Genomic DNA, 16058 nt, shown 5'->3' with positions numbered 1-16058 from the left:
CTCACGCACCTCCCGAGTGTTCTTTCAGGAACTGCTCCTTGAGAAGGGCTTTGTGAACTTTTCCGGCCGGGGTGAGGGGAAGCTCTCTTACAAAGACAAATTGTTTGGGTACTTTAAAATCAGCCAGCCGTTCCCGACAAAACCCTATCAATTCCTCCTCATCCACACCGATGCCCGGCTTTGGTATAATGTAATACCGCCCCACCTCACCGAACACCGGATCCGGTACGCCAATCCCCGCTGCCACCAACACGCCCGGGTGAGAGGTCAATACATTTTCCACCTCGACCGGATAGACATTAAAACCGCCCTGAACGTACATTTCTTTCTTGCGACCCATGACGTAGAGGTACCCGTCCGAATCGACATACGCCATGTCACCGGTCCGCACCCATCCCGGACTCGGGAACGCCTGGCGGGTTTCCTCTTCCATCCCGTAATATCCTTTGGCCACACAGGCCCCTCCGATCATCAATTCACCGACCTGGCCTTCGGGCAGTTCATTGCCGTCGTCGTCCACGATCCGGGCCTGGAAATCCCCAATGGCCACCCCGATGCTTTTTGCAACCTTTTCCGCCCCATCTCCCAATCGGGTCAGCACACACGCCCCCGAGGTCTCACTGAGACCGTACAGGTTCGCAACCTCACATCCGGAAAACTGTAGCAGCCCGGCCGCCACCCGGTCGGACCGCTCGTCGACCTCCCGGTAGGAGATGGCTTCATCGCCGAAATATAAAAAGGTCTTGTCCGGCCACTCCGTGGCCGCATCGTGCAGTACCCCGCCTACTGTTAGCATTTTCATCCCCCCTTTCCGTCTTCGGCCCCGGTTGGTTTTTACGTCGGTCTCAAAGAATTGTCGCGTGTTTTCGGGGAGGCAGTGAAATTTTCTTGTCGGTGTAGATTTCAAAATACCGCAACAGCTCGTTCCGCAACTCCCGGGGTGGGATCAGTTCATCCACCACCATCTGCCCCGCCAGTTTGAAAATGTCATATCCCGCCCGGTATTCCTCCCGCAGACGAGCAACTAAGCGCTCCCGTTCAACCGGGTCTTCGACGGCCTGCAACTTATTGAAATAGACCGCGTTGATCGCCGCCTCGGGCCCCATGACCGCGATCTCCGCCGAGGGCAGAGCCAAAGTCAGCTCCGGATCGTAGGCCGGCCCGGACATGGCATAGATCCCCGCCCCGTAGGCCTTGCGAACCACCACGCAGATCCTGGGGACCGTGGCGCAGGACGTGGCAAAAATGAACTTGCGTCCCCGCCGGAGGATCGCATTTTTCTCCACCGCCGTTCCCACCATGAATCCCGGGGTGTCGACGAGAAACAGGAGCGGGATGTTATAAGCGTCGCACATCCACACGAATTCCGCCCCTTTATCCGAGCTCTCCGGAAAGAGCGTCCCCCCTTTCACCGCCGGCTGGTTGGCCACCACCCCGATCACCCGCCCCCCCAGGCGGGCAAAGCCCGTCACCAGTTCATCGGCGTACCCGGCCTTGACTTCAAGAAAACTGTCCTGGTCCACGACAGCATCGATCAGGCGGTGTACGTCGTAGGGGCGGTTCGGGTCGGCGGGAATGATCTCGTCAATATCTGCCGGATCGAGTGCCGGCTCCCGGAACTCCCCTGGAGGAGGCGAATTTTCACTCGAATCCGGAAGATAGGAAAAAATCCGCCGAACCAAGACCCCGGCCTCTTCTTCGCTGTCCACCACAAAATGGGCCGATCCGTTTTTCAGATGAACCTGGGCTCCACCGAGTTCCCGAGGTCCAACCTTTTGTCCGATCGCCATCTCGACCATCCGGGGCGATGCAATGGCCATGGCCGAATCGCTCATCATCACCAAAAGATCGGTGAACACCGGAGTGTACGCGGTACCCGCAAAACACGTTCCGTAGAGGACGCCTACCTGGGGCACCGATCCAGACATGATGCTGTGCATATAAAAAAGCTTCCCCGCGCTGCCCTTATCCACGTGATGGCCACCGGTCTCATCGATCCGGGCCCCGGAAGAATCCACCAAGTATAACATGGGCTTTCGCGCCCGCAGGGCCGCCTCCTGGGCGCGGACCAGTTTTTCCCCGTGGTACCGGCCGATGGACCCGGCCTTGACAGTAAAATCATTCGCGGCAAAAAAGACGGTCCGCCCGTCGATCCGGCCGGTTCCCGTGACCACCCCATCCCCCGGCAGCTCTTCGTCCGGCCAGCGGGCGAATTGACCGAACTCCGTATACGGCCCCCCGTCGTCGAAAAACAGGGCTAGCCGATCCCGAACAAACTTTTTGCCCGCTTCGGCCTGTTTCTGATGCCCCCTGGGGGGACCGCCCCGCTGGATTCGCCGCCTCTCTCGAATCACTCGCTGCTCCCGTTCACCCATGCCCTTGCTCCTTTCTCCTCCCATCTTGCCGGCAAAACTCACCTGCCAGCTCGCCGCATACTACGGGATATCAGCCGGATCCATCTCGCCCCCGGAACCCGGGGGTTCACCGGCCCAATGATCGTCACCCTTTTGCCACCAACACTTTCATCACTGCGCTCGCCACCACGTCCCCGGTCTGTTTTTTCACCTCCTGCCGGAATGTCACCACCCCGCCCCTCGCCCCTTTGTCCTCTTTTTCCACCACTTCGGCTTCCACGTGGATCGTGTCCCCGATGAAGGTCGGGTTCACGAATCTTACCCGGTCCATCCCATAAAACGCCACCACCCAACCCGGCTCAAGCCTCGCCAAGCCCGTGGCCACCGACAACACGAGCATGCCGTGGGCGATGCGCTGCTTGAAAGGCGTCTGCTTCACATATTCCACATCGGTGTGCAGGGGATACCAATCTCCCGTAAAGGCCGCAAACATCACCAGATCCGCCTCGGTAATCGTCCGGGCCCGGGACACAAAGCGCTCCCCGATTTCGAAAGCATCAAAGGGTTTATCGATCACCATTCCCCACCCCTCCGATCTCTTGCAGCATCTCGTCTTCCACCTCAATCTCCATCCGCTGGAGGTTCGTGCCAAAACACTTGCCGAGATTGTCCACCCGAATCGACCCCGCCCCCCCGCCGCCCAGAGCCTCCCGGCACACAAAATTCAGAGCCAAGAGGTTGGGCACTTCGTAACGGATTACCTCCCCCTCGATCCACCCGCGAAAATGCGCTTTGACTCGCTCGGGAGTCACTTCCCGGAGAAAGACGCGATACAGAGATTCACTCGGCGCAAATAGCGCAATATTGACGGTGTTGCCCTTATCTCCACACCGCACCTGGGAGACAGCTCTCAGCCTCACCCGGGCCATCTGTCACACCTCCTCGATACGGATCTCCACCCGGTCTTCCACCAGGTTCCGGGGTACAAGACAAGACCACATCCCGAGAAGCTCCCGGGGCGGCATCATGCCCCCGAGGCCCGCCACCGAAGGCGGTCCATCGAGGCCGAGGGGTGGAAACAGCCGCCCAAACTGCGCCGCGTCCCTCAGGGTCTTTGCCCGCACCGCCATGCGCAGGTACACTTCGTTCAATTCTTCTTTGGGTTCAGGGACTGTCGGGCCGTGAAGGGAGTTGTACCCCAGGTAATCCGCCCGCACTTCATCATAGGTCAGACCCCGGCGCTCGATCTGTTTGCGGATGATCTCCTCGGCTTTTCGGGCCTTTCTCAGGGCATCCGGCCAGGAGTACCCGAGAATCGCCTGGCCCATATAGCCGTCCCGGTAACCCATCACCACCTTGAGCGTCTCCGGCCGGGGACGCCCGGTGGCCCCGGCCACCCGCACCCGGTCCTCACCGTCAGTCTCCAGCCGGGCGGTGGTGAAATCCGCCACCACATCCGGCGTGACATAGGCGGCGGGGTCGTGAATCTCGTAAAGCATCTGCTCTTTGACCGTATCCACGCTCACCCGGCCCCCGCTGGTGGGAGTCTTGGTCAGCACGAACTCCCCGTCTTCCCGCACCTCGGCAATGGGATAGCCGATCCGGTCCATGTCGGGAATCTCCCACCATTTGCCGCTAAAATTCCCCCCTGTGGACTGGGCGGAGCATTCCATGAGATGGCCCATGAGGATCCCCTGGGCCAGCGCGTCCCACTCGTCCTCCTTCCATCCGAATTCATAGACGAGGGGGGCGAGAAACTGGGCCGTATCCGTGGTGCGTCCCGTGATCACGATGTCCGCCCCCATCTGCAGCGCCCGAACGATGGGCCGCACCCCGAGGTAGGCGTTGGCGAAAAGCAGCCGGTCGCGCACCGTCTCTAGAGCGGCCCCGGTATCCATGTGATCCAGGGACACCCCGGCGGTCCGCAGTTCGTCGATGCGATCGATCAGGTTGTCGCCGGTGACCACCGCCACCCGGATCCCCGTGACCCCCTTTTCCCGGGCCACCCGGATGACCTCCTGGGCCGCGCCTTCAGGATGGATGCCCCCCGCGTTCGTCAGGATCTTGATGCCCCTTGACTGGACATAGGGAAGAAGGGCGTTCATGTAGAGGGTGATGTCCTTGCACCACCCTTTCGAGGGATCTTTTTGCTTGTCCTTGACGAGAATGGCCATGGTGAGTTCCGCCAGACAATCAAAACAGAGATACTGAACATCCCCGTTTTTCGCAATATCCACCGACGGCTCCACCGCGTCGCCGTAAAACCCTTCCGCCGCGCCGATCCGCACCATTTTCACCGGCGTCCCCTCCCTTCTCTTACCGGCCCTTCCACTCGGGAGGCCGGCGCTCGAGAAAAGCCGTCGCTCCTTCCCTCAGATCCTCACTGAGGAACGAGACAATGCGCTGGGTGCTGAGCACATCAAAAGATTTCAGCAAGTCGATCTGCTCGGTGGTGTAAAAGGCATCCAACCCCAGCCGCACGGCCAGAGGGCTCAGGGAAGCAATCCGCCGGGCCAAGGTCAGCGCTTCTTCTTCCAGTTGATCGTGGGGGACCACCCGGTGCACGAGGCCGATCCGCTCGGCCTGTTCGGCTGTCAACACCTCCGCGGACAGCATCATCTCCAAAGCTTTGCGATGGCCCACCGCCCGCCGGACCCACGGTAGAATCACATAGGGCACCAGACCGAGCCTGAGCTCGGTGGTCCCCAGCGCCGCCCGGTCCGAGGCCAAGGCGATGTGGCACATAGCTACCAACCCGCATCCGCCCCCCAAAGCCGGACCGTTCACTGCGGCGATCAGCGGGGTCCGCACCACCGCCCCCAGTTTGAACAACTCGGTGGACCACAGGCCTTCTTCGTACAACTGAGGAGCCGATTTGTCGAGATTCGTCTTGAATTCGTTCAAATCTCCGCCGGCGCAGAACGCTTTACCCATGCCCGTCAGGACCATGGCACCCACGTCGGGATCTTCGTCCATCCGGCGGATAGCGTCGATCAGCTCCCGGGTGAGGTCCTCCGTCAGGGCATTTCGCATCTCCGGTTTATTCAGCCGGATGACCGCCACCCGGTCTTTGACCTCCGCAAGGATCGATTGATTGTCCAATTCACTCCCCCCTCTGCCCTTTCAATGCGATCAGAGAAAGCAAGTTCTATGCCAACCTCCGCCGGGACCGAAAAATCCGGTCAAGGTCGATGGCCCGGGGAAGGCTGCAACATCATCGAAGCCTCACGGACGTCGAAATCTTAGTCAATATGTACGATAATTACACATATGTTCAGTTATTCGGACACAAGGTCATACAGTGAGCAACCGGTACAGTGTGCGGCCGCACTGTCCCGCTCCCGCCGGCGGCCGCCCGACCCGTTTGCCGTTACCTCGGTGCGTTGACGACATACCAGTGTTGGTCCACCTGCTGCACCGTCACCGGGATCGAAGGGATTTTACTCCAGTCAACGGGGTTTTGAATGTCCACCGAGGTGCGCCAGTCAAATTGAACGGGGAAGGTCCGGGTGCCATCTGCGTTTTGTGTACCTTGGTCGATGCGGAACTCCTTCACCCAGGGGCTGGAGACGCCGGTGACCCAACCCACCTGTTCGAATTCAGCTTTTCTCTGCTCTCTCAGGGCCGGGGCCAGAACAGCATATTGCAGGGCGCCGTTTCGGGTTTGTACCCCCCTCGCCCAGGTTTGCACGGCCTGCTCCGCAGTGTCGGGCGCCAGGGCTTGTTCGAGGAGAGCGATCCTACGGTTCGACGCATCGGATTGAGGAGCGTCGAGGCGGACAGTCTGGGTTTGGTCGTCCCAGGTGACGGTGGCGCCGAGCACCTCGGCGACATCCCGGACCGGGGCCACCACCCGCCCATCCACCATCTGGGGAGACACGGATGGAGAGAGCACTCGGTGATTGACGATGATATGTACGCCTGATCCCGCCAGAGCCGCACCTGTAGACACACTGCTCCCGACAAACAAGGTGAAACTTAAAAGGATGAGTTTTCGATTCATTCCGACATCACACTCCATATTTCGTGTAGGTACAGCTCTAGTATACAGTGGATCGTGAACCCCCGCCACGGGGTTTCCACCTCCGCGCCTGAGGCAGACCGCACCTTATCAGATTGAGCAGAAAATTGTATCTGTCCTCCGCGCGATGATTCGGCTTGTGATTCTCCTTCGTGCCGGCCCGTGTGCTATTCTGGAATTAATCGCTGCCCGGCAGGCCGGGCGGAAAGGAGAGAAAGGCCGTGTGGGGTGGTTCTGTTTTCCAATATGGGATGTGGCGGGCCACCACGTTTGGCAACTCGTACGCTCTCTCCCGGCATGTCCAGCGATTCTCGCTTATTCTCTCGTGTTCTCCGGCGCCCTCTTGATCTTCCTTCCGTTGACCGGGCGGCTCTACGACCGGCGGGGACTCGCCGCGGTGCTCGTCCCCGTCTTGGTGATCCTGGCCGCCGGGTTCGGGGTGCTGGCGGCAGCCAAGGATTTGACGATGTTTCTCGTCGCGGCGTCGCTGACCGGCGTGGGGTATGGGGCCGTCCAACCGAGTCTACAAGCCATGGCCGTGCAGGATGTGGCCCCTGACCGCCGGGGCGCCGCCAATGCCACATTTTATACCGCCTTTGACCTCGGCATCGGGATCGGGGCCATGGGTCTCGGGCAGTTGGTGGGGCGGTTCAGTTATCCGTCGATTTATCTCGTTTCCGCCATCTTGACGCTGGTCGCCCTGGGGATCTGTGCGGTCTCCTTCAAGAGGACGCCGGGCCCCGCAGTAAAGGGCCCGGCTCATTCGCAGGCGATCCCGTCCCCATCGCGATCCAGCTGGGTCCGATACCCCGGATCCCCGCGATGAAGCGGGGCCTTCCCCGCCGCCCTCACCTGGGCGCAGTTGCGGTAGTAGACCGAGGCTGTATTGTCGTTCGGCGCTGGGGCACTGCTTCCCGCAGTGTTCCCCATTGATCCCACAGCGGCGGGATTATAACCCTCATCCGTCACATAGCCCGGAATCGACCAAATGCCGATGCCAGCGCTTTTCGCCTTTTGTTCCGCCGCCAGCAGTTCATCGTAATGTTTGTACGGCGGGTCGTATACATAGGCCACCCGGGCATAGCCCTTCTCGATCTGCATTTTGTTGAACAGTTGGTCCCCAACCCACAGATAGCAGAGGAGCCGGCCGTATTTGTCCCGCTGGGGGCCGTCGAGTTCGAGCTTCACGTCTCGACCGGCGAGAACCTGCTCGGCGTAGGCGGACGCCTCGGGACCAAAGGGCTCCACAGGAGTGTCCGGTTTGTGCGTTTCCGGCGTGTCAATCAAAAGCAAGCGGATCGTATCCTGTTTTCCGTTATACGACACATCCATGGTGTCGCCGTCCACCACTTTGGTGACATGGGCCGTGATCCATCCCTGGGCTGCCCCCGACTGCGGCGACGGAGCCGAAGTGGTCGGCGCGGCAGGTCTCGGGACGGTCGCGGCGGCAACGGGTGTCGAAGAGGTCGAAGGGGCGGAGTTGCCGGCGGCCTTCTCGGTAGACTGGGTGCCCGAGGGCGCTGCCGCGGCGCTGGGTGGTACTGTCGCAGATGGCTCGGCAGCCGGAGCGCCACAGCCGATCAAACCAATGGAAACGAATAAGGCCAACAGGGCGGAGACGAGAGCGGGATACCGTTTTTGCCACCTGTGAACCATGCTCATCCCCCACGTCCACATTTGGTCCTGCGATGATGGTTTTATTTTATTATAAAATCAAGCCTCATTAAACCCTTTAAATCTGACTGAAAGGTAAAATATGCGAGGGGAATGTCTGCCCTCGCCAGGCATTTCCTTGTACAATGGATCCGAAACGGGAGGTGTACCCCGCAGTGCATTTCGTTGTACAATGAGTCCAAGGACAGGCGGAAGGCCCGTTACCGAGGCGTTGGCATGTTCATACATCGGCCGCTGCCTGCACCCAGATGATTACGAAAGGCGGGATGGGGTCGTGGCCGATCGAACGTTGGATATGTTGTTCGACACGGTGAGGGACCTGGCAACAGCGGTGTACAATCTACGACAAGAAGTCAATGCCGGCTTCCAGCGGATGCAGGGGGAATTTGAGAACGTCAATGGAGAATTGGCACAAGTCAAAGGGGAATTGACACAATTCAAAGAAGAACTGGAACAACTCAAAAGAGAATTGGCACAACTCAAAGGAGAGTTTCAGGAAATGCGCAGCGAGCTTCGGCAAATGAACGAACGTCTCGACCGGATCGAGAAGCGGCTGGCCAAACTCGAAGGCGAGTCCAACCACGCGAAGATCCGGCTGTTCGACGTGGAACGCGAGTTGGAGGAAATCAAACGGCTGCACCTCTAACGTTCCCGACGCTATGCACGACACACCCGAGTCGGCGCGGGCCACGGTGCCACCCGCATTCCCTCATTCTTTCTTTAGACTTCCGCCGGGCTCCGCGCCGCGCTCCGCATGCCGTTCTCTCCGAGTATTGACCGATTGCGCCCGGTAGCCATGAAACGGTCAAAGGGTACACCCCTTGGCCCTCCGGCATCCCACCTCTACATACGCCTGAACGACCTTGGAGCATACCCTTCTTTTTTGGAGCGGATGACGGGACTCGAACCCGCAACATTCAGCTTGGGAAGCTGACGCTCTACCAATTGAACTACATCCGCACAGTTCCTTTACGCATTGTTTATGATACACGACTCGCCCGCCCTTGTCAACGGCCGGGCGAGGGTGAGATTTTTTCGTAAAAAAACGTATCGAACACCCGGAACCCGAACCGTTCGGGTTGAAAAATCGGCTCGGTGCTGCCCACAAACAGCACGCCCCCCGGCGCTAGGGCGTCCCGGAACTTTGGGTAGATCCGCATTTTCGCCTCTTCGGTAAAATAGATCATCACGTTCCGGCATACAATGAGGTCAAAGCCGTGATCATAAGGGTCTGCGAGGAGATTGTGCCGCCGGAATCGCACCGATTGTTTCACGATGGGCCGGATCGCCCATCGATCCTCGCCCAATTGTTCAAAATATTTGGCGGCGGTGCCCGACGGAGCGTGCTCCAGGGAGGCAGTGCGGTAAATCCCTTGTTTCGCCCGCTCCATGGCGCTCTCGTCGATGTCGGTGGCCAGGATTTCAAACCGGTTGGGGGAAAGGCCGCTCTCCATCAGCACCATGGCCAGGGTATAGGGTTCTTCTCCGGTGGAACAAGCGGCGCTCCAGCACCGCACCGGGCGGGACAGTTTGAGATACCTGGGCGCCAGCCGACGGCCCACCACCTCCCAACGCCCGGGATTGCGATAAAACTCCGAGACATTAATGGTCATTTTATCGAGGAACTCCTGGTACACCCGGGGATCCCGACGTATGAGCGCAAAAAAATCCGCCCAGTTGTCGCAGTTCCACCTCTGCCTGAGCGACGTCAGCCGCCTCTCCATCTGGGGGCGTTTGTATTCGGTCAAATCCACCCCGATCCACCGCAACACCTGAGCCGCAAACCATAGATATTCGTCTTTCTCTCTCTACCCGATGATCCTCCCCATTGCTTTCCGCCCGGTGCGATGACTGAAGGGAGGGGTGCTCATGAAGGGATACCGGCCGGTCCACCGTCCTTTTCGCCTGGGCTTGGCCTTGAGCGGTGGCAGCCTCCGTGGGGCCGGCCACCTGGGGGTATTGCAAGTCCTTGAGGAACACGGCATCGTCCCGGATATCGTTGCCGGCGTCAGCGCCGGGGCGGTGGTGGCCGCCCTGTACGCCCGGGGTATGCCCGTGGCTGAGATGATTGAAGAAGCCAAACACCTGGCCAAAGCCCGTCTCATCGACTGGGACGTCCCCCTCCGCACCGTTCTGCGTTTTCTCCTCCGATACCCGTTTTACCGCTTGGGACTCTCTCGGAACCCGAAAACCCTTCTGCCCCCGGGCTTGATCCAAGGCGCCCGCCTGGAGGCCTACCTGCACCGCCTGTTCCTTATGTATCCGCGCCGATCCCTGCCCTGCCTGATCTCCGCCACCGACCTGTACCATACCGAGACGGTGGTCCTCGGCTCCCTCCCGTCCCTCTCCCTCTCCCCGGCACATCGGTACATCCGGCTGGGGGAGCACGAATGGCCCCGGGCTGTTCGGGCCAGCTGCGCCCTTCCCGGCGTCTTTCAGCCCGCCCGCCTGCGGGAACGCCACCTGGTGGACGGCGCCGTGCGCAACACCCTGCCCGCCGACCTTTTATTCCAGGCAGGCGCCCGGCGAGTCATCGCCGTCGACCTGCACCTCGGGGAGTTGGTGGACCGGAACATGAAGACCTTTATCGACGTCATCGACCGGTCCCTCACCCTGATGTTCGCCGACCTGGCTGCCCTGCGCCTCTCCAGCTACCCGGAACTCCGGCTGGCGCCCCCCATCCCCGACATTGGGTGGACCGATTTTGCCCGCATTCCGGAATGTATCGAGGTTGGCCGCGCTTACGCTCTTCACCAATTGCCCCTTATCCGCGAGTACCTCCAGAGGCCCCGGACCCCGGCGTAACCTCAAATCCAGCGATCCATGGACCGTTCGTACTTCAGCGGGGTTTCCCCGCCGAACCACAGGGCAATCTCCCTGGCCGCGCTCTCCGGGGAGTCCGAGCCGTGCACCACGTTCATCCCGATGGACAGCGCCAGATCTCCCCGAATCGTCCCCGGCGCCGCCTCCTGGGGATTGGTTTTTCCCATCATCTGCCGGACCACGGCGATGGCTCCCTGTCCTTCCCACACCATGGCGAATACCGGCCCCGATGTGATGAAGGACACCAGTTCGCCGAAAAATGGTTTGTCCCGGTGTTCTTCATAATGTTTCTCCGCCAACTGCCGGGACACCTGCATCAATTTCGCAGCTACCAACCGCAGGCCCCGCCGCTCCAACCGATACACGATATCGCCGATGAGGCCCCGTTGGACGCCGTCGGGTTTAATCATCACAAAGGTCTGTTCCAGTGCCATGACGTTCACTCCTCATCCTGGGTTGAATATCCCCATCTTGTCCAATCTTCTGGAGTACCGCATTATGATACCAAATCGCCTCAGCGGCGGACAAGACGCACCCTCGCCCGCCGCATCCCGGATCACCAAAGGGCCCCCGCCTGAGAAGGTAGCGCCCCGTGGACCACTCCCTACCGGTCTCGGGCGGTCACAAACCCCAGCACCGCCTCCAGCGCCTCCCGTGCCCATCCATCGGGAAGAGCCGCCAAATCCCGCCGGGCCCAGGTCACGTATCGCTCCGCCACCCGCCGGGCCTCGTCGATCCCCCCGGACTCCGCCACCGCTCGCACGACCTCCGCCGCATCCTCCTGGGACATGCCGGGGTGAATCCGACCCGCCAAACGCCGACTGGCCGCCTCGTCCCCCGAGGTCCTCCCGCGCAGCGCGAAAAGTACCGGCAGCGTCAGATTTCCCTGCAGGAGATCACTCCCCACGGGTTTCCCCATAACGGCCTCATCGCCCACTAAATCCAGCACATCGTCGACAATCTGAAAGGCCATGCCCAGATGCCCCCCAAAGCGCCACAGCGCCCGGGCCGTCTCCTCGTCAGCCTCCGCCGCCCGGGCGCCCACCAGGCAGCTGACCGCCATCAGGAGGGCCGTCTTTTGCCGGATGCGACGATAATACCGGAAGAGCGGCTGGTCAATCCGGTACAAGTCGTGCATCTGTTCGAGCTCCCCTTGGCACATCCGGGCGATGGCCCAAGCCGTCACCTCGTGCAACCGCCGGTCTTCCATCTCGGACAAAAGTTCCAGAGCCCGGGCAAACAAAAAATCCCCGGTGTAAAGGGCCAACTGATCCCCCCATGCCGCTTTCACCGTGGGCCGGCCCCGTCGGGTGTCCGACCGGTCGATCACGTCGTCGTGCACCAAGGTGGCCATATGAATCATCTCCAGGGCGGCCGCCGCCCGGACCAGGGCCTCGGTGTCCCTTCGGGGGCCAAACCGGCCGGAGACCAGCACCACCAGGGGCCGCAGGCGCTTTCCCCCCGCCCGAAGAAGATACAAAGAGGCTTCCTGGAGCGCCGGTTCCCGGCTGGCCACTTCCTCTTCCAACAGGTCTTCCACCCGGCGAAGTTCACCCCGCATCGCTCCGTACAATTCCGTTACTCTCATCCCGCTCCCCTCTGTGCCAGGCCCCGCCACCCGCGGACCTTTGTTGTTCTCGCGCGGGAAGTCCCGGCCGATCCAGTCCCATCAAAAATACCGAAGGATATCGTAATAGGTATTGCGCTGGGCCGCCGTCCGCCCGGCGTCCCGGATAAGCCGCACGATGTCCTCCCGGGTCATGCGATAATGCGCTCCCGCCGCCCGTACGACATTCTCCTCAATCATGGTGCTGCCGAAATCGTTTACCCCGAATTCCAGCGACAACTGCCCGATCTTCGGCCCCATGGTCACCCAGGACGCCTGGAGGTTCGGGATATTGTCGATCACCAGCCGGGCAATCGCCACGGTCTTCAAGTATTCCGCCGCCGTGGCCCGGGTCCCCCGGAGCGCCGTGTTATCGGGCTGGTACGTCCAGGCGATAAAAGCCGTGAATCCCCCGGTTCGATCCTGGGCCTCCCGCACCCGGAGCATGTGCAACACCCGCTCCTCGTCGCTCTCCCCGAAACCCACCACCATCGTCGCCGTGGAGGGCATACCCAGCCGGTGCGCCGTGAGGTGCACCTCCATCCAGTCTTCCCAGGTTCCCTTCAATCGGCTAATCCGACGCCGGGTCCGGTTGTCCAGGATCTCCGCCCCGCCCCCGGGCAGAGAGTCCAGCCCCGCATCCCGGAGGGCCCGCACCACATCCTCCAGGGACAACCCAGAGATCTTTTTCAGATTCTGGATCTCCGCCGAGGAGAAAGAATGCATATGCACCGGGAACCTCGCCTTGATCTTCCGCAACAACTCCGTGTACCACTCCAGGGGCAGATCCGGGTGAGTTCCGCCTTGCATCAGGATCTCCGTGCCCCCGAGGCGCACCGTCTCTTCGATCTTTTGAAAAATCACCTCGTCCGGCAGGACATAGGCTTCGGGATGGCCCGGCCGCCGGTAAAAAGCGCAAAAGGTACAATACGTATCGCACACATTGGAATAATTGATGTTGCGATTCACCACAAAGGTCACGACGCCCTCCGGGTGTAGCCTCCGGGACACCTCTCGGGCCGCCCGGCCCAGGGCCACGATGTCCGCCGATTCATACAGCTGAACCCCGTCCTCCAGGGTCAACCGCTCCCCGGAAAGCGCTTTGTTCAGAATCTCCTCCGCCGCCCCCGTCCGCACCAACATCAGAGATCCCCCCATAACTGAACCCGGGCGGCTGTTGGCAAAAGCCCCAGGTCGTGCGCTTCTTGGTAGTACCGATGAAGTCCGTCCAAAAGATCCTCCCCCAGATCATAGGACAGACACCGATAATAGTCCCGCCAAAACTGCTCCTCCCCGCCGCAGCAATCGGCGGCAGCCCGGATCACCGCGTCAATCTCCCGCAGACCCCGATCCCGGGCCTCCCGAAAGGTCCGGTGCACCGAATGGAGCAACTCCGGAGCTTCCTCCGCCACCGCCCTGCGCACCGCCCACACTGCGAACACCATGCCAAGCCCTGTCCATTCCCACCACGCTTCGCCGAGATCCAACATCATCAGACCCCGGGGGTTCAAGGCTGCCTCCAGGGCATCGTCTCCGATCAAAAGAGCGGCGTCCGCCCGCTCCAACATTCGGTCTAAATCTGGATCCATCGTAACATATTTGGGAGCAATCTCAAACCGCCGGGCAAACAAGATCTTAAGTAACCGCACCGACGTGGCAGAACTGGAAGTCAGTGCCACCGTCCGGCCGTGAAGGGACGGAATCGGCAGGGTCGACACGAGAAAAATCGAACCCACCGGCCCCCGGCTGCTCACCGACAAATCCCTCAGCACCACGTAGCGCTCCGGGTGCAGCCCGTAGGCAAAACTGGACACCGGGCCCAGATCCACGGCTCCTTCTTCCAACCAAGCGTTGAGCTGACTGGGGACAGCCGGTTTAAACTCCACCCGATCATGCTCAAAGAAGTGATACACTGGCAAAATGTTCGCATACTGGATGCGACCGATCCGCAGGACCTCCATCACGCCGCCCCCTGTTTTGGACCTTTTAGGTCCCCATCTCCTGCCCACACCGGCAAAAGACCCGTCTCCCGGACCAGCCGTTCCGCCTGGCCGGGATCGCCGATCTCCGGCCCGGATAGGGGTGATGGTTCATCCCAGCACCGCCACGGGGCCCCCGACAGACTGTCCGCGCCAAAGCGCAGGGCCGTTTGGGCGAGTTTCTCATCCCCCGCTCTCCAGGACACCTCAAGATGCACGGTGGGAAAAACGAGCCGGGCTGCGGCCAACGTCAACAAATCCTCCAAACCGGTGGTCGGAGGCAGGTCCAACCGATCGCCCAAGGGCCAACGCACCGGATCCCAAGGCTCTAACCGGACCAACGCTAAGCGCCCTTCCGAAGCCCACTGCCGAAGCCGAGGCCAGGCGCGCACCCGGGCCTCCCGGGTCTCTCCAGCCCCGTAGCGTAGAACCACGTGACTTGCCATTCCCCGTTCGTGCGCCCTTCGGTGCACCTCAAACCAGTCGTCCAACGGGAGGACCCGCCGGCTCCGGCGCCAACCCTCGTCGAGGACCTCGGCATCCTCTCCCCGAAGGAAATCGATCCCCGCCTCTTTCAGGCGGCCGAGCACCTCCGTCACCCGCTGCAGATTCCCTTGTGCCCATCGCCAAACATCCCCGGCCGACGGCCCGCTGAGACTTCCCCGAAACCCAGCCATCCGAACCTCCGCCGAGCGCTTAAGAATCGCAGCCTCTTCTTCCCCGACCGAGTCGAGAACCACGCTCCTGGGGAACTCCTCCCGGCCTTCCGCCGGCACGTACCGGTTCAGTGCCGGTGTCGCTGCCGGTTCGCGCCCCGGTCCTGTGGATATCCAAAAGCGTTCCATGAGGAACACCTGGTCCCCAAATCCCTCGGTTTTGACCCGGTGGGCCTCCGCCCCGAGATCCAGGACATCCCCGTCGAAAAGTGACCATAATTCACGTTCTGTCAACTTCCCCCACCTCCTCCCCGGTACTTCCCCAGCGCCGGAACAGCCCATGCGGCAATCGAAGTTGGTCAAGAATCTTCCCCACCACAAAATCCACCAAATCCATCAAAGTTTCCGGACGGTGATAAAACCCGGGCATCGCCGGGACAATTCTGGCCCCGGCCCGGGCCGCCCGGACCATATTTTCCAGGTGGATCAGATGAAGGGGCGTTTCCCGGGGGACCAAGATGAGCGGCCGTCCCTCCTTCAGGTGGGTATCGGCCGCCCTCTCCAACAGGTTGTCCGAAGCCCCGGTGGCCACCGCCGCCAGGGTCCCCATGCTGCACGGGACGATGACCATGGCCCGGGTCAAATAGGAACCGCTCGCCACCGGAGCAGAAAAATCCCCAAGGTCGTGCACGGACACCCGGTCCGAAATAATTCCGGCCTTCTCCCGGAACAGTGGCCAGTCACCGGCTTTGACCGGCCATCCCATCTCCAGGCGCAGGACTTCCCAGGCCGCTGCGGAGATCAGAAGGTGGACCCTTTGGTTCAACCGGACCAGCTCCTGCAGCAAACGAATGGCATACACCGCGCCGCTTGCCCCGGTTATGCCCACCACCACAGGTAGATCTTCTTCCACTCGCTCCCTCGTCATCCGCATCGCTCCGATTC

Annotated in this window: 17 protein-coding genes, 1 tRNA gene and 1 pseudogene; 3 read left to right on the top strand and 16 right to left on the bottom strand. The window is 61.1% G+C overall.

All coding sequences use genetic code 11. The features are described 5' to 3' along the window. Position 1 precedes the first annotated feature (1 nt). The 7 genes from CVV65_RS07815 to CVV65_RS07785 all read right to left on the bottom strand — a co-directional run bounded on the left by CVV65_RS07815 (position 2) and on the right by CVV65_RS07785 (position 6357). Positions 2-796 carry a class I adenylate-forming enzyme family protein gene (locus tag CVV65_RS07815; protein WP_198592167.1) on the bottom strand — a complete coding sequence of 265 codons (795 nt, stop codon included), beginning with the start codon at positions 794-796 and terminating at the stop codon, positions 2-4. Positions 797-845: 49 nt separating this feature from the next. After that, complete coding sequence (locus CVV65_RS07810; RefSeq protein ID WP_100667643.1) at positions 846-2375, bottom strand: acyl-CoA carboxylase subunit beta; 1530 nt, start codon at positions 2373-2375, stop codon at positions 846-848. A gap of 124 nt (positions 2376-2499) precedes the next feature. Then, the gene (locus CVV65_RS07805; RefSeq protein WP_170085532.1) at positions 2500-2934 is read right to left on the bottom strand and encodes a MaoC/PaaZ C-terminal domain-containing protein; all 435 of its coding nucleotides are present in this window, start codon (positions 2932-2934) and stop codon (positions 2500-2502) included. Then, on the bottom strand, positions 2921-3283 hold the full coding sequence (locus CVV65_RS07800) for an AtuA-related protein (RefSeq protein ID WP_100667642.1): 363 nt from the start codon (positions 3281-3283) through the stop codon (positions 2921-2923). The genes CVV65_RS07805 and CVV65_RS07800 overlap by 14 nt, the downstream gene beginning before the upstream one ends. A gap of 3 nt (positions 3284-3286) precedes the next feature. Next, positions 3287-4645, bottom strand: a complete 1359-nt coding sequence (locus CVV65_RS07795) for an acyclic terpene utilization AtuA family protein (protein WP_232796773.1) — start codon at positions 4643-4645, stop codon at positions 3287-3289. Between the two features lie 25 nt (positions 4646-4670). Beyond that, positions 4671-5456, bottom strand: a complete 786-nt coding sequence (locus CVV65_RS07790; protein WP_100667640.1) for an enoyl-CoA hydratase/isomerase family protein — start codon at positions 5454-5456, stop codon at positions 4671-4673. A gap of 268 nt (positions 5457-5724) precedes the next feature. Continuing rightward, positions 5725-6357, bottom strand: a complete 633-nt coding sequence (locus CVV65_RS07785; RefSeq protein ID WP_157935431.1) for a stalk domain-containing protein — start codon at positions 6355-6357, stop codon at positions 5725-5727. Between the two features lie 241 nt (positions 6358-6598). Between CVV65_RS07785 and CVV65_RS07780 the strand changes: the two genes are divergently transcribed. Next, on the top strand, positions 6599-7201 hold the full coding sequence (locus CVV65_RS07780; protein WP_157935430.1) for an MFS transporter: 603 nt from the start codon (positions 6599-6601) through the stop codon (positions 7199-7201). Here CVV65_RS07780 and CVV65_RS07775 read toward each other — a convergent pair. Next, complete coding sequence (locus CVV65_RS07775) at positions 7135-8031, bottom strand: thermonuclease family protein (RefSeq protein WP_133121255.1); 897 nt, start codon at positions 8029-8031, stop codon at positions 7135-7137. The genes CVV65_RS07780 and CVV65_RS07775 overlap by 67 nt on opposite strands. A 292-nt stretch (positions 8032-8323) precedes the next feature. Here CVV65_RS07775 and CVV65_RS07770 point away from each other — a divergent pair, with 292 nt between their 5' ends. Then, on the top strand, positions 8324-8695 hold the full coding sequence (locus CVV65_RS07770) for a DUF1664 domain-containing protein (RefSeq protein ID WP_100667636.1): 372 nt from the start codon (positions 8324-8326) through the stop codon (positions 8693-8695). A 238-nt stretch (positions 8696-8933) separates the two neighbouring features. Here the strand turns inward: CVV65_RS07770 and CVV65_RS07765 are convergent. Both CVV65_RS07765 and CVV65_RS07760 read right to left on the bottom strand, forming a co-directional pair. Further along, positions 8934-9009 (bottom strand) — tRNA-Gly (locus CVV65_RS07765). A gap of 47 nt (positions 9010-9056) precedes the next feature. Continuing rightward, positions 9057-9854, bottom strand: a pseudogene (locus tag CVV65_RS07760) (CheR family methyltransferase); the annotation flags it as partial. A 64-nt stretch (positions 9855-9918) separates the two neighbouring features. Here CVV65_RS07760 and CVV65_RS07755 point away from each other — a divergent pair. Next, positions 9919-10854, top strand: a complete 936-nt coding sequence (locus CVV65_RS07755; RefSeq protein WP_100667634.1) for a patatin-like phospholipase family protein — start codon at positions 9919-9921, stop codon at positions 10852-10854. Between the two features lie 2 nt (positions 10855-10856). Here the strand turns inward: CVV65_RS07755 and ndk are convergent, their stop codons facing one another. From ndk to CVV65_RS07725, 6 genes are all read right to left on the bottom strand, one after another. Further along, positions 10857-11300 (bottom strand): nucleoside-diphosphate kinase, encoded by a 444-nt coding sequence (gene ndk, locus CVV65_RS07750; protein WP_100669294.1) that lies wholly within the window; start codon positions 11298-11300, stop codon positions 10857-10859. 176 nt (positions 11301-11476) lie between these two features. After that, positions 11477-12460, bottom strand: coding sequence for a polyprenyl synthetase family protein (locus CVV65_RS07745; RefSeq protein ID WP_013075740.1), 984 nt, complete (start codon positions 12458-12460; stop codon positions 11477-11479). A gap of 81 nt (positions 12461-12541) precedes the next feature. Next, positions 12542-13621, bottom strand: a complete 1080-nt coding sequence (gene mqnC, locus CVV65_RS07740; protein WP_100667633.1) for a cyclic dehypoxanthinyl futalosine synthase — start codon at positions 13619-13621, stop codon at positions 12542-12544. After that, positions 13621-14439: a menaquinone biosynthetic enzyme MqnA/MqnD family protein gene (locus CVV65_RS07735; protein ID WP_100667632.1), complete on the bottom strand. Its 819-nt coding sequence runs from the start codon at positions 14437-14439 to the stop codon at positions 13621-13623. Before CVV65_RS07735 ends, mqnC begins: the two co-directional genes overlap by 1 nt. After that, a complete protein-coding gene (locus CVV65_RS07730) occupies positions 14439-15407 on the bottom strand; it encodes a hypothetical protein (RefSeq protein WP_100667631.1) in 969 nt (322 codons plus the stop codon). Before CVV65_RS07730 ends, CVV65_RS07735 begins: the two co-directional genes overlap by 1 nt. Continuing rightward, entirely contained in the window at positions 15394-16041 is a 648-nt protein-coding gene (locus tag CVV65_RS07725; protein WP_100669292.1) for a UbiX family flavin prenyltransferase, read from the bottom strand. The genes CVV65_RS07730 and CVV65_RS07725 overlap by 14 nt, the downstream gene beginning before the upstream one ends. Positions 16042-16058 lie beyond the last annotated feature (17 nt).

This window comes from Kyrpidia spormannii, assembly GCF_002804065.1.
GTDB classification, from domain to species: domain Bacteria; phylum Bacillota; class Bacilli; order Kyrpidiales; family Kyrpidiaceae; genus Kyrpidia; species Kyrpidia spormannii.
The sequence above is the reverse complement of the archived record's forward strand: the minus strand, read 5'-3'. Positions and strand labels throughout refer to the sequence as shown.